The sequence below is a fragment of the Peribacillus sp. NPDC097224 genome (assembly GCF_044761985.1).
Taxonomy (GTDB): Bacteria; Bacillota; Bacilli; order Bacillales; family DSM-1321; genus Peribacillus.
Genome location: NZ_JBIWDK010000001.1, coordinates 133,058 through 155,877 on the forward strand (window position 1 = coordinate 133,058; position 22,820 = coordinate 155,877).

Sequence of the window (22,820 nt, forward strand, 5' to 3'; positions counted from 1 at the left end):
TCATGGCCGCATTCTTAGGAATGCGGCTTATTTTTTTGAGGACGATGCAGCAATAAAATGAAGTTGGAAAATTGGCTTGCGAAAGGTAAAACGATCAAAGAAGTCGTAATATTAAAAATGACACTAGCATGTGCAAGCTGGGTCGCTTTATTTTCAGTGAAAAAGGCAGCCGTCCGTTCTAGAACGTCCACAAGAGGAAGGAAGGCAGCCACACCGATCACATTCAGCCATATATGTGCATATGCTGTAAAGGCAGCTTGTCTACCTGAACCGATGCTAGCCATATAGCCTGTGATACACGTACCGATATTAGAACCGAGCATCATGATGATGGAAGAAGAGACGGATAGCTCCCCGCTCATTAAAAAACTCATGGCGATTCCGATGGTCGCGGAGCTAGAGTGAATCAGCGCCGTTAACAGGATACCTGCCAACAAAGCATAACTAAGATGGCTTTCTATGCCACTGAGTACATGCTGAACCGATGGATAGGCAGCGATGGGCTTGGAGAGCATCTTAAAACCGCTCATCGCCGCGAAAATGGCAGAGATGCCTATAAGGGACATTCCGGCGCTTTTTAATGCGATTTTGGGCATAAAGCAAAGAGCGGCACCGCATAAGACTCCTGGAATGATCCAGCGGTCCAATGAAAAGGTCATGAATTCAGCTGTAAAGGTCGAACCGATATTCGTTCCTAAAATGATGCCAATCGTCTGTGGAAAGGATAAACTGCCGGCGGAGACGAGACCCACGGTCATGACCATGACCGCCGAACTGCTCTGAAGGATGCCTGTGAAAATCGTACCTGCAAAAAAACCTTTCCAGGGTTTATCGGTCACCTTAGATAGAAAGGATTTTAATTTAGCGCCGGACAGGTTGAATAAGCCGATGCGTAAAACGGCCATACCCACTAAAAATAAAGTGATGAATAAAAGGAATAAAAGTAACTCGTACATGACCAACACCTCTTGAACAGTCTATGGCCCATAGGGGATAGACATGCTATAAAAAGCTTCAAAGTTGCAATTAGAAAAAAATATGGTAACAACATGATAATATTTGAAATAAGTTTCGTTTTATTGGTTGACCTGTCAAAGATGATATATTATAATTGTTTAGTACATGTATAACATGTTGACAACTTGAGTTAGTGTGTTGTTTTCGGAGGGAGGGAAAGAGATGTCTAAAACCGTCGTTCGTAAAAACGAATCGCTTGAAGATGCTCTTCGTCGTTTCAAACGTACTGTATCTAAAGCAGGATCGCTTCAGGAAGCTAGGAAGCGTGAATTTTATGAAAAGCCAAGCGTAAAACGTAAGAAAAAGTCTGAAGCTGCAAGAAAACGTAAATTCTAAGAGAGGGTGGAAAGATGAGTCTTCTCGAGCGTTTAAATAATGATATGAAACAAGCGATGAAGAACAAGGAAAAGGACAAACTATCTGTTATTCGTATGTTGAAAGCTTCGCTTCAAAACGAAGCTCTAAAACAGAGACAAGATTTAACAGATGATGAAGAATTGACAGTGCTCTCTCGCGAATTAAAACAACGCAAAGACTCCCTCCAGGAGTTTGAAAACGCAGGTCGTTCCGATCTCGTGGATAAAGTCCGCACCGAATTGGGATACGTAGAGGCATATATGCCTGAGCAACTATCAGAAGAAGAGATTTCTGAGATTGTTAAATCAACAATTGAGGAAGTCAAAGCAACATCCAAAGCAGATATGGGGAGAGTTATGGGAGCTTTAATGCCTAAAGTTAAAGGTAAAGCAGATGGTTCTCTAGTAAACAAGTTAGTACAACAACATCTATCTTAAACTCGAAACCTAACCGCAGGCATTAGCCTGTGGTTTTTGTGTGTTTACGTGATTATTTCGCCTCTTTTAGACGTATAGTAACTAGTGAAAGGGCAGCCGACTGGTTTTATATAAATTAATTGCTTTTTAAATGAAACCTTTTTCATATACATACGTATTAACTAAGTAAGTGACGATAATAAGTGGATTCGATTAGCAAGGGTGAAATATGCCTTTTAGGTAATGGAAAGACCGGCTTACAGGCGCTTAATACGGGAAAGGAGGCGTTCCATTGAAAATATGGCGTGGTCTATCTGTTCTCTTATTCGGATTGCTGCTTTTGGTGTCTTTCTTGGTGCCCGGTGCTTCTGCAAAGGAGAAGATTGTTTACCAGGTTCCCATTCAAGAAACGGTGGAAAAGGGTTTGGCCGCCTTTTTGCAACGGGCACTATCGATTGCAGAAGAGAATAACGCAGATCTTGTAATTTTCGAGGTGAATACCCCAGGTGGTGCCGTAGATGCGGCAGGGGAGATAGCCAAGTTACTGTCTAATTCCTCAGTAAAAACAGTGGCTTACGTCAATAATCGTGCTTTATCTGCGGGTGCCTATATTTCGCTCAGTGCCGATGAAATTTATATGGTCCCCAGTGCTACAATGGGTTCAGCTGCGGTGATTGACTCTTCGGGAAATGCAGCGGGAAAAAAAGCGGAATCTTATTGGTTGGCTGCAATGAAAACGGCAGCCGAACAGAATGGACGCGATCCCATTTATGCACAAGCGATGGCTGATGAGGATATCGACCTTCCAAAATACGGAGCCGAAAAAGGAAAATTACTGACATTCACTGCTGATCAGGCAAAAAAGGCCGGCTACAGTGAAGGGACCGTTTCGGGGAAAGCTGAGTTATATAGTATACTCGGGGTGGAAGATGCGGATATTCGAACCATAGAGGAAAGCTTTCCAGAAAAGTTAGCTCGCTTTTTGACCAATCCTTTTGTGATTCCCATCTTATTGACGATAGCAGGCATCGGGATTGTGGTAGAGTTGTTTTCGCCTGGTTTTGGCATTCCTGGTTTTATTGGAATCACTGGCCTCGTATTGTTCTTTTATGGACATTTGGTCGCAGGCATCACGGGCTATGAGTCGTTAGCGCTATTCATCTTAGGAGTCATCCTTGTGCTCTTGGAGTTTTTCCTCCCTGGAGGAATTATCGGGGTGCTTGGCTTTAGTGCAATTATAGGCAGTTTATTTCTCGCTTCAGAAGATCCGGTCCATATGACCATTTCTTTGTTAATTGCGATTACCGCATCCATTTTGGTTTCTATCCTATTTGTAAAGGTGCTTGGTAAAAAAATGAACTTTTTTAGAAAAATGATATTAACCGATGCAACAAAAACAGAGCAAGGGTATGTCAGTTCTCCGAATCGCTTGGAATTATTAGGTGTTGAAGGTAAGGCAATGACAGACTTAAGGCCATCTGGAACGGCTTTAATTAATGATGAACGGGTCGATGTTGTGACAGAAGGAAGCTTTATTTCCAAAGGGACATCCATCAAAGTCGTGAAAGCTGAAGGGTCGAGAGTAGTCGTTCGGCAAATTCCGGAATCAAATCAATGAAAATAGGAAGGGTGAATGTTTAGGTGATAACTTCAGGAACAATATTTATCGTGTTGGCTGTAATTGCGGCCATCATCATCTTATCGGTATTTTTCACATTTGTACCAGTTATGTTATGGATCTCAGCTTTAGCGGCTGGAGTCAAAATCAGTATCTTTACATTAGTGGGAATGAGGCTTCGTCGTGTTATACCAAGCAGGGTAGTTAACCCGCTCATTAAAGCCCACAAAGCGGGAATCAATGTATCGACGAATCAATTGGAGAGCCATTACCTTGCAGGAGGGAATGTTGACCGTGTCGTCAATGCACTGATTGCAGCAGAACGTGCGAATATCGCATTGCCATTTGAAAGAGGGGCAGCCATCGATCTTGCAGGACGTGATGTACTGGAAGCGGTTCAAATGAGCGTTAACCCTAAAGTGATCGAAACGCCATTCATCTCCGGTGTAGCGATGAATGGGATTGAAGTGCAAGCAAAGGCAAGAATCACCGTTCGTGCCAATATCGAACGATTAGTCGGTGGTGCTGGGGAAGAAACGATCATCGCGCGTGTAGGTGAAGGGATTGTTTCGACAATCGGTGCTTCTAAAAGGCATACGGATGTCCTTGAAAACCCGGATTTAATTTCTAGAACCGTTTTATCGAAAGGTCTCGATTCAGGTACAGCATTTGAAATTCTATCGATTGATATCGCTGATGTGGATATCGGGAAGAATATCGGGGCTATCCTACAGACTGACCAGGCTGAAGCGGATAAGAAAATCGCCCAAGCAAAAGCGGAAGAACGTCGCGCGATGGCTGTTGCCTTGGAACAGGAAATGGTAGCCCGTGTCCAAGAAATGAGAGCGAAGGTTGTAGAATCCGAGGCAGAAGTGCCATTGGCTATGGCTGAAGCGCTGAAGAGCGGAAATCTAGGGGTAATGGATTACATGAATATCCAAAATATCACGGCGGATACGGATATGCGGGATTCCATCAGTAAGATATCGGATAACCCAAAGGACAAGGATAACAATTAATTCCCAGAAGGGAGGCCTTTAAATGGGAGATCTCATTCAATTCTTTCTCAGTAATCCATTCCTTCTGATTATCTTGATAGCTGTTGCAACATCCATGTTCGGCAGGAAAAAACAGCCGCAACAAAACAATCCAAACAACCCGCCGAAAAAGAAATGGCAGGAAATCATGCAGGAGCTTCAAGGCGAGATGCCACAAAAGGAACAGCGGCAAACTCCTGTTCCGGCATCTGCCCAAAAAGCAGAGAAGCGTGTCGTACACTCTGCTGGGCCTGTGGATGAAACGAAAGCACAGGCTGAAAAAAGGATTGCTGAACTAAGAAGGCTGCAGCAGAAATATGAGCAAGAGCGTGTGGAACAAAAAGAAAAGGCAGATCGAATTACTACAGCCATTTCTGACGATAGCAGTCCCGTCTATCATAAAGGTCCTTCCTTCACTAAGAAACAGTTGATTGATGGAATCATTATGTCTGAGGTGCTCGGACCTCCAAGGGCTAAGCGTAGCTTGCAAAGGTCAAGGAGATAATTCGGAAGAACTTGTATCCCGCGTTCATTCGTTCAACATGAAAAAATAGAAATTGAACCTTTATAATTTTGTGCTAGAACCCTCTTTCATTTCATACATTGAGATGAAAGGGGGTTCTTTTTTATGGCTCGCAATTGGGGAAAAAAAGTGAAACAGCTTATGACCAAAACAATGGACCTTCCGCAAGATGTCATGATGGACCTGCCGCGAATTACCATGATCGGACAATTACATATATATATTGAAAATCATCGTGGCTTGTTGGCCTTTACTGACAGTGAAGTGAGGTTAATGCTTAAAAATGGCCAGCTGCTAATAAAGGGAACTGGCTTTGTCATCAAGACCATCTTGCCGGAGGAAATCATGTTAGAGGGCAAAATTGACAAAGTATATTTTATCAATGAATGATCCCGGGAGGTTTCCATGAAAAACCAATGGACAAACTATTATACAGGCTATGTAAAAGTGAAGGCATATGGAAGAGGAACCGAAAGGCTAATCAATATGTTGACAAGGAGAGGGCTTCATATCTGGGATGTGAAGCGTGTAGGAAGTGAATCCCTGATTTTCCATATGGATTTCAGGGAAATTTCAAAATTGCGTCAGGTCCTGCGAAAAAGCGACTGTAAAGTGAAATTCCTCCAAGGCAGGGGGTTTCCGTTTCTCATGAAGCGGGTGATGAAAAATAGTGGATTCTTGGCGGGTTTGATTGCCTTCCTTATTTGCATTTTTGTACTTTCCAATATGGTGTGGGGGATAGAAGTTAAAGGGGCAAAACCGGAAACCGAACATGCCATCCGTAAAGAATTGGACAAAATGGGCGTGGAAATTGGAAAGGTGCAATTTCTAGTGGACGATGTGGATACGATACAGCGAAAGCTCTCTGATCGCATCGGTGCCCTAACCTGGGTTGGTGTGGAGCTTAAGGGGACAACCTACCATTTCCAGGTGGTGGAAAAACGGCAGCCGAAGGAAATAGAGAAAACCTCCTCACAAAATTTGGTTGCTTCAAAAAAGGCGGTCATCACCAATATGTTCATTGAAAAAGGCCAACCTAAAGTCAATGTGCATGATTATGTAAGTAAAGGACAACTTCTTGTGTCAGGGTTGATTGGGAAGGAAGATAAACCAGAAATTGTTTCGGCGCAGGGGAAAGTAATGGGGCAAACTTGGTACAAGGCGAATGTGGAAGTCCCTCTGAAAACCAATTTTTCCGTCTACAATGGTAATGAAACCAGTAAGCATTATATAAAAGTGAGCAGCTTATCTATACCTATATGGGGGTTTAAGGATCCGGGCTATAAAAAGCAGGAAAAAGAATCGACTGATCGGCCGTTTCATTTTCTGCAATGGGAACTGCCCATTTCCTATAAAGTCGAGACATTAAGGAGTAAAGACGATATCGTCCGGAGTTATACGAAGGAAGAAGCGATTAAGGAAGGGAAGAAGATGGCCCAGGCCGACTTACGGAAGCTTCTTGAAGAAGAAGACCAAATTATAGGGGAAAAAGTTTTGCACGAAAGCATGGAGAATGGTAAAGTGAAATTATCTATACATTACCAAGTTATTGAAGATATTGCTGTAGGACAACCAATCATTCAAGGAGACTAGCGAATGGCAGATGAAGTGAAGGTTATTAAGTTGGAAATTGAATCACCTAATGAAGCGGTCGCTTTATTGGGCAATGGAGATTCTAATGTAAAAGTGCTTGAAGACGAGCTGGGCATTTCGGTCATCACCCGCGGGGAAGGTATAAGCGTTGCCGGTGAATTAGAGCGGGTGACGATGGGACAGGATATCCTGAAGGCGCTGTTATCTGTGATCAGAAAAGGGATTACGATAAGTTCTAGGGATGTAATGTATGCTATAGAATTGGCTCGCAAGGGAACATTGGAATATTTCGGAGAATTATATGAAGAAGAAATTGCTAAAACGGCTAAAGGTAAATCGATTAAGGTCAAAACAATTGGCCAGCGATATTATATTCAGGCCATAAAGAAGCTCGATTTAGTATTCGGGATTGGTCCTGCTGGGACCGGGAAGACCTATCTAGCTGTAGTGATGGCAATCAATGCCTTGAAAAACGGACAGGTTAAACGAATTATCTTGACGAGACCTGCCGTTGAAGCTGGCGAAAGTTTGGGATTCCTTCCTGGGGACTTAAAAGAAAAGGTAGACCCGTACCTACGTCCGTTATATGACGCTCTTCATGACCTACTGGGGATGGAACAGACCCAAAGGATGATTGAACGCGGGACGATTGAAATCGCTCCCTTGGCCTATATGAGGGGACGTACGCTCGAGGATGCCTTTGTAATCTTGGATGAGGCACAGAATACTACCGAAGCCCAAATGAAGATGTTTTTAACGAGGCTCGGTTTTGGATCGAAAATGGTCATTACGGGAGATCGTACCCAAATCGACCTTCCAAAAGGGATGAAGTCAGGTTTGATTCGGGTTGAGGAGATTCTCAAGAATGTCAAAGGCCTTTCGTTTGTGTATTTTGAACAGAGTGATGTAGTCAGGCATCCGCTCGTCGCCAAAATTATCAGCGCATATGAACAGGCAAAAGAATAGAGGGAATCCGCCAATGAAATGGCGGATTTTTTCATGGTTATCCGCTTGCCCATCATGAATGGAATGTTAAATTGTGGTGAAAAGCAAGGGTTTTATCATAACATGATGAAAAGTAGAAGGAAAACTGTTATCATTTTACATATCTAGCATATTAACCATCTTTTTTTAGGAGGACCTTCTTTGAACCGTATCCAAAAATTTTTCACCAAAATAAAAGGCCTGCTGGTCCATCGCTTTTTTCAAGTACTCTTGTTCGTCGTACTTGGTTTGTTTGCATATGGGTTAATGCTATCCAACGTTAAGCCTGAAAAGATCCAAGTGGAGCTTTTTAAGCCAGCGGAACAAACGATACGATCCACCAAGACTATAGAAGATACATATAAGACTACGAAAGAAAAAGAAGAAATTTCAAAACAGGTGGCGGATGTTTATACATTAAAAAAGGAATATGCCAAAAATAAAGTCGATTTGATTTCTTCAATTTTTGATTCTGCGATTGAAGTGAACAAAGAAACAGATCCTAATAAGGGCGGTAAAAAAGGAATTAAAAAGACGGATGGCCAAAAGGTTTCCATCTTGAAAGAAAAATTGACGGAGGAGGTCAATAAAGATATAGAAGAATCTGTATTCATGGCATTGGTACAGGCGGATGAAGATGAACTGGAGATAGCGAGGGACTCTACGATAACCGCTGTAAATAATGTGATGAGTGAGCGGATCTCGGCCAGCGATGTTGAAAATGCAAAGAAAAAAGTGGTAGATGAACTGAGCTATATGAGTATAAATAGTGATATGAAGAAGGTCTCCATATCACTTGCCCGTTCGGCGATTATTCAAAATGTTTTTTTTGATAAAGATAAAACGGAGGAACAACGCCGAAAAGCAGTGGAAAGTGTGGAACCAGTCAGGATTTTACAGGGGCAGATTATCGTCGAAGAAAATCAATTAGTGGACCGGGACGTGTACAGGCAGCTTGAATTGGCTGGGTTTTTAAGTACCGAGTCCACTATCTTTCCATATGTAGGGCTCCTGCTTTATATCTTTTTAACTTTTACGGCTTTTTATTACTTTTTTTACTATTCCATAACGAAACGGGATAATAAGTACAATCAGTTGTTGGTTTTCAGCCTTGTTTTCATTTTTGCAATGGCAACGATGAAAACAGTCAGCATATTCGCTGAACTGAAAGATTCGAATTTAGAATATATTTTCCCTGCTGCCATGGCAGCGATGCTTATTAAGATATTATTAAATGATAAATTGGCTGTTGCCATGACAATTTTATTAGGATCTTATGGTACGATAATATTTAATGGCGATACGCCAGGAAATCTTGACTTCTCTATGGGGCTTTATATCATTTTTAGCGGATTGATGGCCATCATAATATTATCGCGTTCCAATTTCAAATCAAGAGTACTGGTAGCGGGTCTCATGATGTCAGTGATCAATATCGCTTTCGTCTATTCGCTCATTTTCATTATGGATGGCCATTACACAAAAGTGGAGTATTTATATTATGCGGCAGCGGCTATAGGATCTGGGCTTGGTTCCGCTGTATTGACAATGGGGCTGCTTCCATTTTTCGAGGCGGGGTTCGGGATTTTATCTTCAATGAAGTTGATCGAGCTTTCCAATCCGAATCACCCCCTATTACGAAAAATCTTGATTGAGGCACCTGGTACCTACCACCATAGTGTAATGGTTGCCAATTTGGCTGAATCTGCATGTGAAGCAATTGGCTCGAATGGGTTGCTTGCAAGAGTCGGATCTTATTACCACGATATAGGCAAGACAAAGCGGCCGCACTTTTTCATCGAGAACCAGTTAAATGAGGAAAATCCGCATGATAGGCTACAACCGGAAACGAGCAAGGACATTATCATTGCGCATGCCGTGGATGGCGGAGAAATGCTTCGCAGCCATAAGTTCCCGAAGGAAATTGTGGATATAGCGGAACAACATCATGGGACGACTTTATTGAAATTTTTCTATCATAAGGCATGTAAGGAAGATGAAGCGACACGCGAAGTCGACTACCGGTATCCGGGGCCCATGGCAAAAATGAAGGAAGTGGCCGTCATTGGAATTGCAGATAGTGTTGAGGCTGCAGTCAGGTCGATGAAGCATCCTACACCCGAGAAGATCGAGGAACTGGTAAGTTTCATAATCAGTGACCGGATTCAAGACGGTCAATTTGATGAATGTGACATTACTATGAGAGAATTAAGTATCGTAAAGCATTCGCTTTGTGAATCGCTGAATGGTATCTTCCACTCAAGGATCGAGTATCCTGACATGGATAAATTAGGACAGAAGGTGAAAAAATGATTTTAACAATGGATTTAATCGATGAAACGAACGAAGTGACGGAAAAAGGGCAGCAGCTTGTTGAAAGCATTTTGCAATTTGCCGCCAATAAAGAGAATATCGAAGAAGGTACGGAAATATCCGTCACTTTTGTCGACAACAAAAGGATTCAGGAGATTAATAAAGAATACCGTAATAAGGATTCGGCTACCGATGTCATTTCTTTTGCACTGGAAGAGATGGGGGAGGAAGAAGTCGAGATTATCGGAGCGGAAATGCCTCGTATGCTTGGTGATATCATCATTTCAATTGAACGCACAAAAGAGCAGGCCGAGGAGTATGGACACTCTTTTGACCGCGAACTTGGCTTTTTAGCCCTACATGGTTTTCTTCATTTGCTAGGCTATGACCATATGACTGAAGAAGATGAAAAAGTGATGTTTTCTAGACAAAAGGAGATATTGGGGGAATATGGGCTCTCGAGAGAAGGGTAAGCCAAGGTATCCACTCGTAAAAAGCTTTTCATTTGCTTGTCAAGGGATTTTGGAAGCGGTACGGACCGAGCGGAACATACAGATCCATTTCGTGGTGATGGCAGCCGTTGTGTTCTTTGGTTGGTATTATTCATTGAACGGAATGGAATGGTTGTTTATTTTGACGGCAATTGCTGGTACGATTGCATTAGAACTAGTGAATTCGGCCATTGAACGGGTTGTTGATTTAGTGACAGACCAAATCCATCCTCTTGCCAAGCAGGCAAAAGATATTGCAGCCGGGGCTGTATTCATATATGCTATATTTTCTATAATAGTTGGATTGATTATTTTTTTGCCAAAGTTGGGTATGTAGGTTCTTTTATTCATCCAATGTAGAGGGGGAATTGTATAATGAATACGAATGAATTGATTGAAGAAGCTAAAAAAGCTAGGGAAAAGGCTTATGTCCCTTATTCAAAGTTTAAAGTGGGAGCTGCTTTATTGACTGCCGATGGTAAGGTATATCATGGCTGTAATATTGAAAATGCAGCTTACAGCATGTGTAACTGCGCGGAAAGAACGGCATTATTCAGTGCCTATGCACATAATGACAAGAAATTTAGCAAACTTGCGGTAGTAGCGGACACGGACCGACCGGTATCCCCTTGCGGAGCTTGCAGACAAGTCATTTCAGAACTATGTGAACCGGATATGATGGTTGTTTTAACCAACTTGAATGGTGATACTAAAGAATTAACAGTACAGGAATTGCTTCCAGGAGCTTTTTCACCGGAGGATTTAAATGAATAAATTAGTTAGCGATACACAGGTAAAAGGATATAAATCAGGATTTATATCCATCATCGGCCGTCCTAATGTCGGCAAGAGCACGTTTTTGAACCGTGTAATTGGTCAAAAAATCGCAATCATGAGCGACAAGCCTCAAACGACAAGAAATAAAGTTCAAGGTGTACTTACACAAAATGATTCACAAATGATCTTCATTGATACACCGGGCATTCATAAACCTAAGCATAAGCTTGGGGACTTTATGATGAAGGTTGCGACGAATACCTTGAAAGAGGTCGACCTGATTCTATTCATGATTAATGCTGAAGAAGGCTACGGTCGTGGAGATGAGTTCATCATTGAAAAGCTACAATCGGTTAATACACCCGTTTTCCTTGTAGTCAATAAAATTGATACGATGCATCCTGATGACCTTCTGCCCATCATTGAAAAGTACCAAAAACTGTATCCTTTTGCAGCGGTGGTGCCTATTTCAGCTCTTGAAGGTAATAATGTCGATACATTGCTTGCCCAAATCAAGGAACATCTTCCTGAAGGGCCACAGTTTTACCCAGCCGATCAAGTAACGGATCATCCGGAGCGTTTCATCATTTCTGAATTGGTCCGCGAAAAGGTTCTGCACTTGACTCGTGAAGAGATTCCACATTCCGTGGCAGTTGTGATTGACTCAATCAAAAAAATGGATAACAGTGACACGATCAATGTTATGGCGACCATCATTGTCGAGAGAGATTCCCAAAAAGGAATTGTCATCGGTAAGCAAGGGAAAATGCTGAAAGAAGTCGGTAGTCGCGCGAGAGTAGACATTGAGAACCTATTGGGCTCTAAGGTTTTCCTTGAGCTATGGGTCAAGGTCCAGAAAGATTGGCGTAATAAAGCTAGTCAGCTACGTGATTTTGGATTTGATGAGAAAGAATATTAATTAACAAATTTTACGCTTCATGAAAGTGTGAAAAACGGTCAAGCTAATCATAAGGACGGATATTCATCTGATATTGCTAGTCATAATGAAGGGTGGGCTTTATATGTTGGATTTTACCTGGGAGTTATTTAGTGAGACAGGTAATGTGGACACCTATTTGCTTTATAAGGAGATAGAAGTCGAAAGGCAGGAAAGACCATTAGTATCGAATGAAGAGCTAGCTGATATTGATTTTCCTGTTTCTTAAGGATTAGCTTGGCAAGTATGGGTGGTGTCTTTTATGCTTCAGAAATGTGAAGGCATTGTCATTAGAAGGACGGCATATGGAGAAAACAATAAAATTATAACGATTTATACCCGGGAGCTAGGGAAAATAGGGGTCATGGCAAGAGGTGCGAGCAAGCCAAATAGCAGGCTTGCCGCCGTGACCCAGCTTTTTTGCTCCGGGTATTTCCTTGTTTCGACATCTAGTGGCCTTGGAAGCCTTCAGCAGGGGGAAATGGTTGACTCGCTTCGTTTTATCAGGGAGGATCTTTTCGCCACTGCCTACGCTTCCTATATCGTCGAATTGCTCGATAAGAGCGTGGACGATAAAAAACCAAATCCCTATCTGTTTGAATTGCTTTCACAAACTTTACATTACATAAATGAAGAATACGACGCTGAGGTTTTGAAATTCATTTTTGAAATGAAAATGCTTCCTGTAAATGGAATCAACCCGGTCTTGAACCAATGTGCCGTTTGTGGGGAGACTGAAGGGGAATTTGCTTTCTCCCTAAGGGAAGCCGGGTTTATTTGTCACCGTTGTTTGGACAAGGACCCTTATCATTATAAAATTTCTCCTTCTGCGGTGAAACTCCTGAGGATCTTTTATTATTTTGATTTGTCCAGACTTGGAAACATATCTGTTAAACCGGAAACTAAAAGGGAATTGTCAAAAATCATTGATGCCTATTATGAGGAATATTCAGGGTTACATCTGAAGTCCAAAAAGTTTCTCAAACAGATTGATTCGATGAAAGATATGTTTTAGGTTCGAACTATTGACATTCCGGTTATGTTTGTATAAAATTTTAATCATCAAAATAAGAAGAATGCGTCGAAGGAAGAGAGTACCTGTTTTAATTCATAAAAGCGAACCCGGGATGGTGCAAGCCGGGATATGAAGACACAGGGAAGGGCGTTCCGGAGCATGATTAGGTTTGAAAAGAGGCCGTTTCATAACGGCAATTAGGGTGGAACCGCGGGTAAACTCTCGTCCCTATGCATTTCGCATAGGGACGGGAGTTTTTTGTTTGCCTTGAGGAATCCTAGGCAAAAGATACTTCCCGCCCCTGAATCTGAATTTAGTAAGCCGCTTTAAATAACCTGGAGGTGTACGATGAATATTCAAAATATGATTTTAACTTTGCAAAAGCATTGGTCTGAGCAAGGCTGTATCTTAATGAATGCTTATGATGTCGAAAAAGGTGCCGGGACGATGAGTCCTTATACCTTCCTTAGAGCAATTGGGCCAGAACCTTGGAGTGTTGCTTACGTGGAGCCTTCAAGACGTCCTGCAGATGGCCGGTATGGAGAGAATCCTAACCGTCTTTATCAACATCATCAATTTCAAGTGATCATGAAGCCTTCTCCGGATAATATTCAAGAACTTTATTTGGAGTCATTACGGAAGCTAGGCATCAATCCACTGGAGCACGACATTCGCTTTGTTGAGGATAACTGGGAAAATCCATCCCTTGGCTGTGCGGGTCTTGGATGGGAAGTATGGTTGGATGGTATGGAAATTACCCAATTCACCTATTTCCAACAAGTTGGTGGACTAGAGTGTAAACCAGTCTCCGTCGAAATTACATACGGAATTGAACGTTTGGCTTCATACATCCAAGACAAAGAAAATGTCTTTGAACTTGAATGGACGGATGGATTTACTGTTCGTGACATCTTTGGCCAACCGGAATACGAGCATTCAAAATATACATTCGAGACATCCAACCTTGATATGCTGTTCGAACTTTTCACGATGTATGAAAAGGAAGCGCATCGTCAAATGGAGGAAGGTCTTGTACATCCGGCTTATGACTATGTATTGAAGTGTTCTCATACGTTCAATCTGCTGGATGCCAGAGGTGCCATTTCAGTAACGGAAAGAACGGGTTATATTGCCCGTTGTCGTAATTTAGCGCGTAAGGTTGCCAAAACTTTTTATGAAGAGCGGGAAAAATTAGGCTTCCCGATCCTGAAAGTGAAAGGGGAGAAAACAAATGAGCAAGCGTGATTTGTTATTGGAAATTGGGTTGGAGGAGCTACCGGCTCGATTTGTTACAGCTTCTATGAAACAGTTATCCGACAAAGTACAAAAGTGGTTGACACAAAAAGCGATTGAATTTGGTAAAGTCGAAGCATTTTCAACACCAAGACGTTTGGCGATATTGGTAAAAGATGTTGCGGAATCACAAAAGGACATTGAAGAAGAAGCAAAAGGACCGGCTAAGAAGATCGCTTTGGACGCCGAAGGCAACTGGTCTAAAGCAGCGTTAGGTTTTGTAAGAGGACAAGGCATGACGGCTGAGGATATTTATTTCAAAGAACTTAAAGGTGTGGAATATGTCCATGTGAATAAATTCATCAAGGGGCAACCGACAGCTCAGTTATTGGCGGAGCTACAAGAAATCATAACTGGCATGACCTTCCCGAAAAATATGCGTTGGGCCAACCAGGACCTTCGCTTCGTCCGTCCGATTAAATGGTTAATTGCTTTGTTCGGTAAAGAAGTAATACCTTTTACCATAGCTGAAGTAGAAACAGGCCGAGAAACGAAAGGTCATCGCTTTTTAGGTGAAAGTACAGTTATTGAAACTCCTGACCAGTATGAAAAGTCACTTAACGAACAATTTGTCATGGTCAATCCAGACAAACGCCGTACCGTGATCTTAGATCAAATCAAAAACCTGGAACAGGAGAATGGCTGGATCATCCCGGTCGATGAAAATCTTCTGGAAGAGGTAAATAACTTGGTTGAATATCCAACGGTGTTATTTGGCCGTTTTGAAGAAGAATTCCTTGAATTGCCTTCTCAGGTGCTGATTACATCGATGAAGGAACATCAACGGTATTTCCCTGTAAAAGATCAAGATGGAAAGTTGCTTCCTTTCTTCGTGACTGTTCGAAATGGGGATGACCGTCACCTGGATATGGTATCGAAAGGGAACGAAAAAGTATTGCGTGCCCGTTTATCGGATGCAGCTTTCTTCTACAAAGAAGATCAGAAAAAAGAGATTGCTGATGCTTTGAAAAAGCTGGATAGCATCGTTTACCATGAAGAAATCGGTACTCTAGCCGAGAAAACTGAACGTGTAACAGAGGTAACCGGAGCATTGGTGGATGCCTTGAAACTGAAAGTGGATAAAGAATTGGCGCTACGTGCTGCAAAAATAGCCAAGTTTGATTTAGTGAGTCATATGGTTTATGAGTTCCCTGAATTACAAGGGTACATGGGTGAAAAGTATGCCCTTCTAAAAGGTGAAGCGAAAGAAGTGGCGACAGCGATCAATGAACATTATATGCCACGACATGCAGATGACGATGTACCTCCATCCTTAATCGGGGCACTTGTGAGCGTAGCGGAAAAAATTGATACACTGGCATCATTCTTCGCCATCGGAGTGATCCCTACCGGTTCTCAAGATCCATATGCTTTAAGAAGACAAGCAAGTGGGGTCGTTCAAATTCTAGCGGAGAAAAAGTGGGATATCACACTGGAGGAACTTATCACTTTGGGTCTTAAAGGACTTGAAGCAAAAGGCCTCTTGAAACGTGATATGGATGATGTAAAAGCGGATATGCATACATTCTTTAAAGCCCGTGTGAAGCATTTGCTTCAGGAACTACACATTCGTTATGATTTAATCGATGCTGTTTTGGCTAATGAAATTGGTTATATCCATTCTGTTGTTGAACGCTCCCAGGTATTAGAAGCGAAGAAAGAGGAAGCTGGCTTTAAAGAAAGTCTTGAGGCGTTAAGCCGTGTCATGAATATCGCTGGGAAATGCGATAATAAGGTGACAGTGAACCCGGGTGCTTTTGAAAATGGAGAAGAAAAAGCGTTGTATGAGAAATTTGGAACGGTTGCTTCAGCCTATGCCGAAACGAATGATGAGATGGAGCATTTCGAACAGCTAATATCGCTTCAAAGCGAAATCGAGGCTTATTTCGAGCATACAATGGTCATGGCGGAAGATGAAGCCGTACGTAATAATCGTTTATCCCTTATGAAAGAAATTAGTGATTTAGTTTCCAGCTTTGGGGCTGTGAACAAAATAATCCTTTCTTAATCCAATGAAATGATCGGGACCCTTTTTATGAAGGGTTTCCGATTATTACAACTAATAGAGATGAAAACTGCTTTTATCAAATGATATAGTATATAATCGTTATATGAAGATCCTTTGTTACTTTACTCTGCGAAAAGCAGTAGGGTGGTGATTACAATTCAATTGAATAAACGTCAGGAACAGATTTTACAAATTGTTAAAGAGAATGGACCGATTACTGGAGAGCATATTGCAGATAGGTTAAGCTTAACGAGGGCGACGCTTCGTCCGGATTTGGCTATCTTAACGATGGCCGGTTTTCTAGATGCACGTCCACGTGTCGGGTATTTCTATACAGGTCGCTCGGGTACACAGCTATTGACGGATAGTCTGAACCATCTGTATGTTCGTGACCATCAATCGATCCCTGTCGTTGTGGATGAGGGTATATCTGTTTACGATGCGATTGTTATGATGTTTTTAGAAGATGTCGGCACTATGTTCGTAGTGGATAAGCATGCATTACTCGTAGGGGTACTGTCCAGGAAAGACTTGCTACGTGCAAGTATTGGAAAACAAGAACTGAATTCCATCCCGGTCAATATCATCATGACAAGGATGCCTAACATTACAATGTGTACTAAAGAAGATTTATTGATCGATGTTGCCAAAAAATTGATTGAGAAACAAATTGATTCATTACCTGTCGTCAAAGAAACAGAAAAAGGCTATGAGGTAATTGGAAGAGTGACGAAAACCAATATAACAAAAGCATTCGTAGCTTTAGCTGATGAAGGCTATTAGGGGGGCTTGCAAAGGAATGACGGAGAATATGAACGGTTCTATTATATATGTTGTATCGGATTCAGTTGGGGAAACAGCGGAGTTAGTTACTAAAGCTGCGGCTAGTCAGTTTTCTAGTTCCGCTTTTACTATTAAACGAATTCCGTATATTGAAGATGAACATAACGTGGATGAAGTAATTTCACTGGCCAAATTAGATGGGGCAATCATCGCCTACACTCTTGTGAAGCCTGCTATTAGAGACTACATGAAAGCACAGGTGGAAAAAGAAAACCTGTCTGCTTATGACATTTTAGGACCGCTCATGGATATCCTTCAGGAAAGAACATCTAAAGGACCTCTTAATGAGCCGGGGCTCGTAAGAAAACTTGACGATGATTATTTCAAACGTGTGGAAGCCATTGAATTTGCTGTAAAATACGACGATGGACGGGATCCACGTGGGATTTTACGTGCGGATATCGTGTTGGTTGGTGTTTCTCGCACGTCCAAAACACCTTTGTCCCAATATTTAGCTCATAAACGCTATAAAGTGGCCAATGTTCCTTTAGTACCAGAGGTAGAGCCGCCAGAAGAACTATTCCTGGTCCCGCCTGAAAAATGCATTGGGTTGAAAATAAGTCCTGAAAAGTTAAATCATATTCGGAAAGAGCGATTGAAGTCACTTGGACTCAATGATCATGCTATATATGCGAATGTGGAACGAATCAAAGAAGAGTTGACATACTTTGATAAAATTATTTCAAGGCTCGACTGCCCAATCATTGATGTTACGAATAAAGCTGTCGAAGAAACGGCCAACTTAATTATGAATATTCTTCAAAATAAAAATCGGTAGATTTCTCTTATTCTTAAAATTGAGATTAATCAAAATGTGAGCTGGACACTTTTAGTGTCGGCTCACATTTTCATGCTCAAGGTTTATTGGGTTTTAAATGTAAAACATGGATGACGCTTACATAATTCCTCTTTTGTTAAACAATTCACAACCCACTTTTTAGATGTTTGAAATTCAGAATCTAATTGGTAGCATCTTTTTAAAAAATAGATTATAATAAAAAATTGTGAGAAAAAAGTAATCTTGAGGTTTAGACTTGGTTATTAAGGAATAAACTAAGGATTATAAGAAGTCAAGTTTTTTATCATAAAAAAATTCGACACATTCAGTATAATTGATGAGGCAAAATAGGGTGTAACACTTGTTTAGAGGATACCGTTTGTAGATTCTTGCGAATGACTTCAGGATAAGTGTTTGGAAGTTTCATTATATCTCGATAAAGTTTAGGGGAGAAAAAAGGATTATGCAGAATGATGTAGAATTAAAAGGTATGATAAATAAACCAATAATACATGTTGACGCCGATGCATGTCCGGTGAAAGATGAGATTCTTCATTGTGCAAGACAATGCGATGTCGATGTCTGTTTTGTTGCATCATATAAAAATATGATGAACAACCCTGAAGGCAAATGGGTATACGTCGATGCAGATAAAGAAGCAGCAGATCTTTATATAGTGAATTCTGTAAAAAAGGGTGATATTGTTATTACTGCTGATATTGGATTAGCTGGTACCCTGCTTCCTAAAAGCGTTTATGTTCTATCTCCGAGGGGAAAAGAATATACAAATGAAAATATTTTCATGCTTCTCGATATGCGCTACCAGTCAGCGAAACTTCGCAGGCAGGGGAAGCATACGAAAGGACCGAAAGCCTTTACAAAGGATGACAAAATATGTTTTACAAATAAACTTTTGAAAATTTTGTCGAATTTTGCAGGGAATCAGGATTCAATATCGAATTAAAAAACTATCACCAAAATCGCAAGGTGAAAAAATGACAAATGGTCGTATAGAAGATGAAAAGATAAATCAGATCCGAGAAGCAGTGGACATCGTCGACTTGATTGGAGAATATGTCCAGCTGAAGAAGCAAGGACGGAATTATTTCGGGCTTTGTCCTTTCCATGGTGAAAACTCACCATCATTTTCTGTTTCCACGGAAAAACAGATTTTCCATTGTTTTGGCTGTGGTGCAGGTGGGAATATTTTCACTTTCTTAATGGATATCGAAGGGTATAATTTTGTGGAATCTGCAAAGGTCCTGGCTGAAAAAGGGAATATACCTTTGGACGTTGAAATAAATAAGGACTCCCAACGGTCTAATATGCCGGCTGGTTCTCAACAGATGCTTGAAGCCCATGACTTGCTTCGAAAGTTTTACCATCATCTTCTTGTAAATACCAAGGAAGGCCAAGACGCTTTGGAGTATCTCCTTAATAGAGGATTTACCGAAGAAACCATTGAAAAGTTCCAAATTGGTTACTCACTGGATTCTTGGGATTTTGTTTCCAAGTTTCTTTTAAAAAGGGGTTTCCCGCCAGAATTTATGGAACAGGCTGGGTTGATTATTTACAGGGAAAAAGATGAGTCATACTTTGACCGTTTTAGAAATAGAGTCATGTTTCCAATTATGGATCATCAAGGGAATACGATTGCGTTTTCGGGTAGAGCAATGGGGGACGATGAGCCCAAATACTTGAATAGCCCCGAGACACCAATCTTTAATAAAAGTAAAACTTTATATAATTTCCATCAAGCAAGACCGCACATTCGCAAGAAGGAACAAGTTGTAATTTTCGAAGGTTTTGCCGACTGTATTTCCGCAGTCCGTGCCGGAGTGGAGAATTCGGTTGCTACGATGGGGACCGCTCTAACCGATCAGCACATTCAGCTTTTAAAAAGAAATACGGACCAGGTTTTAATCTGTTATGATTCGGATTCGGCTGGTTTGAATGCAGCTAACCGCGCAGTTAACATGCTACAGGAAACGGATTTTACCGTTAAGGTAGCACTTATGCCTGATAATATGGACCCCGATGACTACATAAAGGAATTTGGTGAGAAAAGCTTTGTTTCTGAGGTAATAGGGGCCAGTTTAACCTACATGGCATTCAAGATGCATTATTTACGTCGAGGGAAAAATGTAAATAATGAAGGAGATCGAATTCAATATATCGAAGAAGTCCTTAAAGAAATTTCTCGTTTGCCAAGTGCAGTGGAGCGGGATCATTATCTTAGGCAGCTATCCTCCGAGTTTACACTTTCGTTGGATGCGCTTGAACAGCAGCAACGACAGGTATTTTTTGCGGAACGTAAAAAGGGTACACTGCCACAACCTGCTACTCAAAAGAAAATGACCCTTCAGTATGAGCATAAATTAAAACCTGCTCATCACAATGCTGAAATTAAGTTGATGGCCCATATGCTGAAAAGCAGGGAAATGACTTATAAGATTCAACAGTTGCTTGGACAAACACTCTTTCATGTAGATGAACATCAGGCCATCATCACCTATTTATATGCTTTCTATGAAGATGGACACGAGCCTGATCCAAGCTTTTTCCTTACTTATTTGCCGGATCCAAACTTGAGAAGGATCGTTTCGGAAATAGAAATGATGTCAGTTAATGAGGAAGTTTCCGATAAAGAACTGACTGATTGTATAAATCAAGTGTTGAAATATGAAAAGATGTTAAAGATAAAGGAAAAACAGGCTGAAGAAAAAGATGCAGTGAGACGCAGCGATCCTAAAGCTGCCGCCAGAATTGCAATGGAAATCATTAAGTTGCGCAAAATGTTGTAGTTGTTTAGGTGTAAGACCTGGAAGGAGGGGAACTAATGGCTGAAAAACCAGCACGTTCCAAACAAGTTGATAATGAATTTAGCCTTGAGCAGGTTAAAGAAAAATTAATAGAGCTAGGTAAGAAAAGAGGCTCTTTGACCTTAGAAAAAATTGCCGAAAAAATTGGCGGTTTCGAATTAGATTCCGATCAAATGGATGAGTTCTATGAGGTGCTAGCTGAAAATGGAATCGAGATTCTCACGGATGGTGAGGAAGAAGAGGATGAAGATGATCCAGATTCCAAAAAACTTGCTAAAGAAGAAGAGTTTGACTTAAATGACTTAAGTGTTCCTCCTGGTGTTAAGATTAATGATCCTGTCCGGATGTACTTGAAAGAGATCGGTCGGGTCGACCTTTTATCTGCAGAAGAGGAAATCTCTTTAGCGATGCGAATCGAGGAAGGGGACGAAGAGGCAAAACGCCGTCTAGCCGAAGCCAATCTACGTCTGGTAGTCAGCATAGCCAAACGTTACGTGGGACGCGGTATGCTTTTCCTTGACTTGATTCAAGAAGGAAATATGGGTCTTATCAAAGCGGTAGAGAAATTCGATTACCGCAAAGGGTACAAGTTCAGTACCTATGCAACTTGGTGGATTCGTCAGGCCATCACTCGTGCGATTGCTGACCAAGCAAGAACGATCAGGATACCGGTGCATATGGTTGAAACCATCAATAAATTAATCAGGGTACAAAGACAGCTTCTTCAAGATCTTGGACGTGAACCATCTCCAGAGGAAATTGCAGAGGATATGGATTTAACTCCGGAAAAGGTTCGTGAAATCTTGAAGATTGCTCAGGAGCCTGTTTCATTGGAAACCCCAATTGGTGAAGAAGATGATTCACACTTAGGTGATTTCATTGAAGACCAAGATGCGACTTCTCCATCTGAACATGCTGCATACGAATTGTTGAAAGAACAACTTGAAGATGTGTTAGATACACTGACTGATCGTGAAGAGAATGTCTTGAGACTTCGCTTCGGACTTGATGATGGTCGTACACGCACTCTTGAAGAGGTAGGTAAGGTGTTTGGCGTAACCCGCGAGCGTATCCGTCAAATCGAAGCTAAGGCACTACGAAAGCTTAGACATCCAAGCCGCAGTAAACGCTTGAAAGATTTCCTAGAATAGAATAACGCCCTTTACAGAGCCCTCTTTGAATGCCCAGCGTTCGGGAGTGGCTCTTTTTTTCAGCCATTGGTGTGGAGAATAATCCTTTAAAGGAAATCAACACCAAATCCGACAGGCAGGATTAACCGAAAAATAAAAAAGCACAGTACGCATGAGGAAGTGTATTCATGGATGAAACAAGAAAGAAAATCATCATTCAAGAAATTAACTCTTGGAAGCAAAGTCGCATGCTCCCAGAACAATATTGTAATTACTTACTAGCCTTATATAGCCAGGGGGAGGCACAACCTGTTATCCCTCAGAAAAGCAAAAGCCGTAAAAAAGAATGGATTAATGGGATTGCAATGGGTGCTCTTTTTTTAATTAATATATTTTTGAATTATTTTACTGAAATATCCAACACAATGCAAATAGTCGTGACAACTTTCTCCATCCTTGCTTTTCTTTTCTTTCTTCGACGCTTCAAGAACACGAAACTCCTTTTACTATTATCTTTAATAGGATTGTTATTGTTAGTGTTAGTGGAAACAGTGCAAGTAACCGAGCTAATCGCTGCTGGAAAGAGGAGTATCCTGTATATAGGCTTATTTTTCAACTGTGGGTTATGGTTATGGATTGGCCAAAAATATAAGCTGCTCTATTTTTCGATATCTGGAATTTTGGGATTAGTTGTAATAGCTTACTTTTTATTGATATAATTAAAAACAGATGCTTGTTTGTTTTATCATGAATAGGGGTATTATGGAAATAATCCAAGAAAAGTCAAAATTGTTCGTAAATATACATAAATTTTTGACAAATTTGAGAAAAAATATAATATCTTCTATTTTTGGGGTTTTACTTGAAA

At 41.2% G+C, this 22,820-nt stretch carries 24 protein-coding genes and 1 other annotated feature; of the genes, 23 read left to right on the top strand and 1 reads right to left on the bottom strand.

The genetic code is table 11. From position 1 onward, the window contains the following. Positions 1 to 14: 14 nt before the first annotated feature. Complete coding sequence (locus ACIQXR_RS00665; RefSeq protein WP_403079296.1) at positions 15 to 956, bottom strand: Na/Pi symporter; 942 nt, start codon at positions 954 to 956, stop codon at positions 15 to 17. 223 nt (positions 957 to 1,179) lie between these two features. On the opposite strand from ACIQXR_RS00665, the gene rpsU reads away from it, so the two are divergent. From rpsU to ACIQXR_RS00780, 23 genes are all read left to right on the top strand, one after another. After that, complete coding sequence (gene rpsU, locus ACIQXR_RS00670) at positions 1,180 to 1,353, top strand: 30S ribosomal protein S21 (protein WP_028391853.1); 174 nt, start codon at positions 1,180 to 1,182, stop codon at positions 1,351 to 1,353. Between the two features lie 14 nt (positions 1,354 to 1,367). After that, a complete protein-coding gene (locus tag ACIQXR_RS00675; protein WP_403079298.1) occupies positions 1,368 to 1,811 on the top strand; it encodes a GatB/YqeY domain-containing protein in 444 nt (147 codons plus the stop codon). Between the two features lie 271 nt (positions 1,812 to 2,082). Further along, positions 2,083 to 3,408: an NfeD family protein gene (locus tag ACIQXR_RS00680; RefSeq protein ID WP_402869595.1), complete on the top strand. Its 1,326-nt coding sequence runs from the start codon at positions 2,083 to 2,085 to the stop codon at positions 3,406 to 3,408. Between the two features lie 41 nt (positions 3,409 to 3,449). Further along, entirely contained in the window at positions 3,450 to 4,427 is a 978-nt protein-coding gene (gene floA, locus ACIQXR_RS00685) for a flotillin-like protein FloA (protein ID WP_402869894.1), read from the top strand. Positions 4,428 to 4,449: 22 nt separating this feature from the next. Continuing rightward, on the top strand, positions 4,450 to 4,950 hold the full coding sequence (locus ACIQXR_RS00690; protein ID WP_402986299.1) for a hypothetical protein: 501 nt from the start codon (positions 4,450 to 4,452) through the stop codon (positions 4,948 to 4,950). 123 nt (positions 4,951 to 5,073) lie between these two features. Then, positions 5,074 to 5,358 carry a sporulation protein YqfC gene (gene yqfC, locus ACIQXR_RS00695; RefSeq protein ID WP_402869591.1) on the top strand — a complete coding sequence of 95 codons (285 nt, stop codon included), beginning with the start codon at positions 5,074 to 5,076 and terminating at the stop codon, positions 5,356 to 5,358. Between the two features lie 15 nt (positions 5,359 to 5,373). Then, complete coding sequence (gene yqfD / locus ACIQXR_RS00700; protein ID WP_403079300.1) at positions 5,374 to 6,561, top strand: sporulation protein YqfD; 1,188 nt, start codon at positions 5,374 to 5,376, stop codon at positions 6,559 to 6,561. Positions 6,562 to 6,564: 3 nt separating this feature from the next. After that, a complete protein-coding gene (locus ACIQXR_RS00705) occupies positions 6,565 to 7,527 on the top strand; it encodes a PhoH family protein (protein WP_402869587.1) in 963 nt (320 codons plus the stop codon). A 180-nt stretch (positions 7,528 to 7,707) separates the two neighbouring features. Further along, a complete protein-coding gene (locus tag ACIQXR_RS00710) occupies positions 7,708 to 9,858 on the top strand; it encodes an HD family phosphohydrolase (protein ID WP_402958407.1) in 2,151 nt (716 codons plus the stop codon). Continuing rightward, positions 9,855 to 10,331, top strand: coding sequence for an rRNA maturation RNase YbeY (gene ybeY / locus ACIQXR_RS00715; protein ID WP_402869584.1), 477 nt, complete (start codon positions 9,855 to 9,857; stop codon positions 10,329 to 10,331). The genes ACIQXR_RS00710 and ybeY overlap by 4 nt, the downstream gene beginning before the upstream one ends. Beyond that, on the top strand, positions 10,309 to 10,686 hold the full coding sequence (locus tag ACIQXR_RS00720; RefSeq protein WP_402869582.1) for a diacylglycerol kinase family protein: 378 nt from the start codon (positions 10,309 to 10,311) through the stop codon (positions 10,684 to 10,686). Before ybeY ends, ACIQXR_RS00720 begins: the two co-directional genes overlap by 23 nt. Before the next feature lie 38 nt (positions 10,687 to 10,724). After that, entirely contained in the window at positions 10,725 to 11,123 is a 399-nt protein-coding gene (locus tag ACIQXR_RS00725) for a cytidine deaminase (protein ID WP_402869580.1), read from the top strand. Beyond that, entirely contained in the window at positions 11,116 to 12,045 is a 930-nt protein-coding gene (era, locus tag ACIQXR_RS00730) for a GTPase Era (RefSeq protein ID WP_402869578.1), read from the top strand. The genes ACIQXR_RS00725 and era overlap by 8 nt, the downstream gene beginning before the upstream one ends. A gap of 103 nt (positions 12,046 to 12,148) precedes the next feature. Next, a complete protein-coding gene (locus tag ACIQXR_RS00735; RefSeq protein ID WP_402869576.1) occupies positions 12,149 to 12,292 on the top strand; it encodes a YqzL family protein in 144 nt (47 codons plus the stop codon). Positions 12,293 to 12,325: 33 nt separating this feature from the next. After that, on the top strand, positions 12,326 to 13,078 hold the full coding sequence (gene recO, locus ACIQXR_RS00740) for a DNA repair protein RecO (protein ID WP_402869574.1): 753 nt from the start codon (positions 12,326 to 12,328) through the stop codon (positions 13,076 to 13,078). Between the two features lie 57 nt (positions 13,079 to 13,135). Next, positions 13,136 to 13,311, top strand: a binding site (T-box leader). 115 nt (positions 13,312 to 13,426) lie between these two features. Further along, a complete protein-coding gene (glyQ, locus tag ACIQXR_RS00745; RefSeq protein WP_402869572.1) occupies positions 13,427 to 14,323 on the top strand; it encodes a glycine--tRNA ligase subunit alpha in 897 nt (298 codons plus the stop codon). Beyond that, complete coding sequence (glyS, locus tag ACIQXR_RS00750) at positions 14,310 to 16,379, top strand: glycine--tRNA ligase subunit beta (protein WP_402869570.1); 2,070 nt, start codon at positions 14,310 to 14,312, stop codon at positions 16,377 to 16,379. Before glyQ ends, glyS begins: the two co-directional genes overlap by 14 nt. Before the next feature lie 144 nt (positions 16,380 to 16,523). Further along, entirely contained in the window at positions 16,524 to 17,162 is a 639-nt protein-coding gene (gene ccpN, locus ACIQXR_RS00755) for a transcriptional regulator CcpN (RefSeq protein WP_402869892.1), read from the top strand. Positions 17,163 to 17,178: 16 nt separating this feature from the next. Then, positions 17,179 to 18,000 (top strand): pyruvate, water dikinase regulatory protein, encoded by an 822-nt coding sequence (locus ACIQXR_RS00760; protein WP_402869568.1) that lies wholly within the window; start codon positions 17,179 to 17,181, stop codon positions 17,998 to 18,000. Between the two features lie 490 nt (positions 18,001 to 18,490). Continuing rightward, positions 18,491 to 18,964: a YaiI/YqxD family protein gene (locus ACIQXR_RS00765; RefSeq protein ID WP_402869566.1), complete on the top strand. Its 474-nt coding sequence runs from the start codon at positions 18,491 to 18,493 to the stop codon at positions 18,962 to 18,964. 31 nt (positions 18,965 to 18,995) lie between these two features. Then, a complete protein-coding gene (dnaG, locus tag ACIQXR_RS00770) occupies positions 18,996 to 20,804 on the top strand; it encodes a DNA primase (protein ID WP_402869564.1) in 1,809 nt (602 codons plus the stop codon). 35 nt (positions 20,805 to 20,839) lie between these two features. Then, the gene (gene rpoD / locus ACIQXR_RS00775) at positions 20,840 to 21,973 is read left to right on the top strand and encodes an RNA polymerase sigma factor RpoD (RefSeq protein ID WP_402869563.1); all 1,134 of its coding nucleotides are present in this window, start codon (positions 20,840 to 20,842) and stop codon (positions 21,971 to 21,973) included. A gap of 167 nt (positions 21,974 to 22,140) precedes the next feature. Beyond that, complete coding sequence (locus ACIQXR_RS00780) at positions 22,141 to 22,671, top strand: hypothetical protein (protein WP_402869561.1); 531 nt, start codon at positions 22,141 to 22,143, stop codon at positions 22,669 to 22,671. The last annotated feature ends 149 nt before the right edge of the window (positions 22,672 to 22,820 follow it).

Excerpts from the sequence above, each read along its gene's own strand:
- ybeY (WP_402869584.1), top strand. The coding sequence starts at position 9,855 with ATGATTTTAACAATGGATTTAATCGATGAAACGAACGAAGTGACGGAA.
- era (WP_402869578.1), top strand. The coding sequence starts at position 11,116 with ATGAATAAATTAGTTAGCGATACACAGGTAAAAGGATATAAATCAGGA.
- ACIQXR_RS00665 (WP_403079296.1), bottom strand. The coding sequence starts at position 956 with ATGTACGAGTTACTTTTATTCCTTTTATTCATCACTTTATTTTTAGTG.
- ACIQXR_RS00690 (WP_402986299.1), top strand. The coding sequence starts at position 4,450 with ATGGGAGATCTCATTCAATTCTTTCTCAGTAATCCATTCCTTCTGATT.
- rpoD (WP_402869563.1), top strand. The coding sequence starts at position 20,840 with ATGGCTGAAAAACCAGCACGTTCCAAACAAGTTGATAATGAATTTAGC.
- ACIQXR_RS00765 (WP_402869566.1), top strand. The coding sequence starts at position 18,491 with ATGATAAATAAACCAATAATACATGTTGACGCCGATGCATGTCCGGTG.
- yqfC (WP_402869591.1), top strand. The coding sequence starts at position 5,074 with ATGGCTCGCAATTGGGGAAAAAAAGTGAAACAGCTTATGACCAAAACA.
- recO (WP_402869574.1), top strand. The coding sequence starts at position 12,326 with ATGCTTCAGAAATGTGAAGGCATTGTCATTAGAAGGACGGCATATGGA.
- ACIQXR_RS00760 (WP_402869568.1), top strand. The coding sequence starts at position 17,179 with ATGACGGAGAATATGAACGGTTCTATTATATATGTTGTATCGGATTCA.
- ACIQXR_RS00675 (WP_403079298.1), top strand. The coding sequence starts at position 1,368 with ATGAGTCTTCTCGAGCGTTTAAATAATGATATGAAACAAGCGATGAAG.
- ACIQXR_RS00780 (WP_402869561.1), top strand. The coding sequence starts at position 22,141 with ATGGATGAAACAAGAAAGAAAATCATCATTCAAGAAATTAACTCTTGG.
- ACIQXR_RS00720 (WP_402869582.1), top strand. The coding sequence starts at position 10,309 with ATGGGCTCTCGAGAGAAGGGTAAGCCAAGGTATCCACTCGTAAAAAGC.
- glyQ (WP_402869572.1), top strand. The coding sequence starts at position 13,427 with ATGAATATTCAAAATATGATTTTAACTTTGCAAAAGCATTGGTCTGAG.
- ACIQXR_RS00725 (WP_402869580.1), top strand. The coding sequence starts at position 10,725 with ATGAATACGAATGAATTGATTGAAGAAGCTAAAAAAGCTAGGGAAAAG.
- dnaG (WP_402869564.1), top strand. The coding sequence starts at position 18,996 with ATGACAAATGGTCGTATAGAAGATGAAAAGATAAATCAGATCCGAGAA.
- ACIQXR_RS00735 (WP_402869576.1), top strand. The coding sequence starts at position 12,149 with ATGTTGGATTTTACCTGGGAGTTATTTAGTGAGACAGGTAATGTGGAC.
- ACIQXR_RS00705 (WP_402869587.1), top strand. The coding sequence starts at position 6,565 with ATGGCAGATGAAGTGAAGGTTATTAAGTTGGAAATTGAATCACCTAAT.
- glyS (WP_402869570.1), top strand. The coding sequence starts at position 14,310 with ATGAGCAAGCGTGATTTGTTATTGGAAATTGGGTTGGAGGAGCTACCG.
- yqfD (WP_403079300.1), top strand. The coding sequence starts at position 5,374 with ATGAAAAACCAATGGACAAACTATTATACAGGCTATGTAAAAGTGAAG.
- rpsU (WP_028391853.1), top strand. The coding sequence starts at position 1,180 with ATGTCTAAAACCGTCGTTCGTAAAAACGAATCGCTTGAAGATGCTCTT.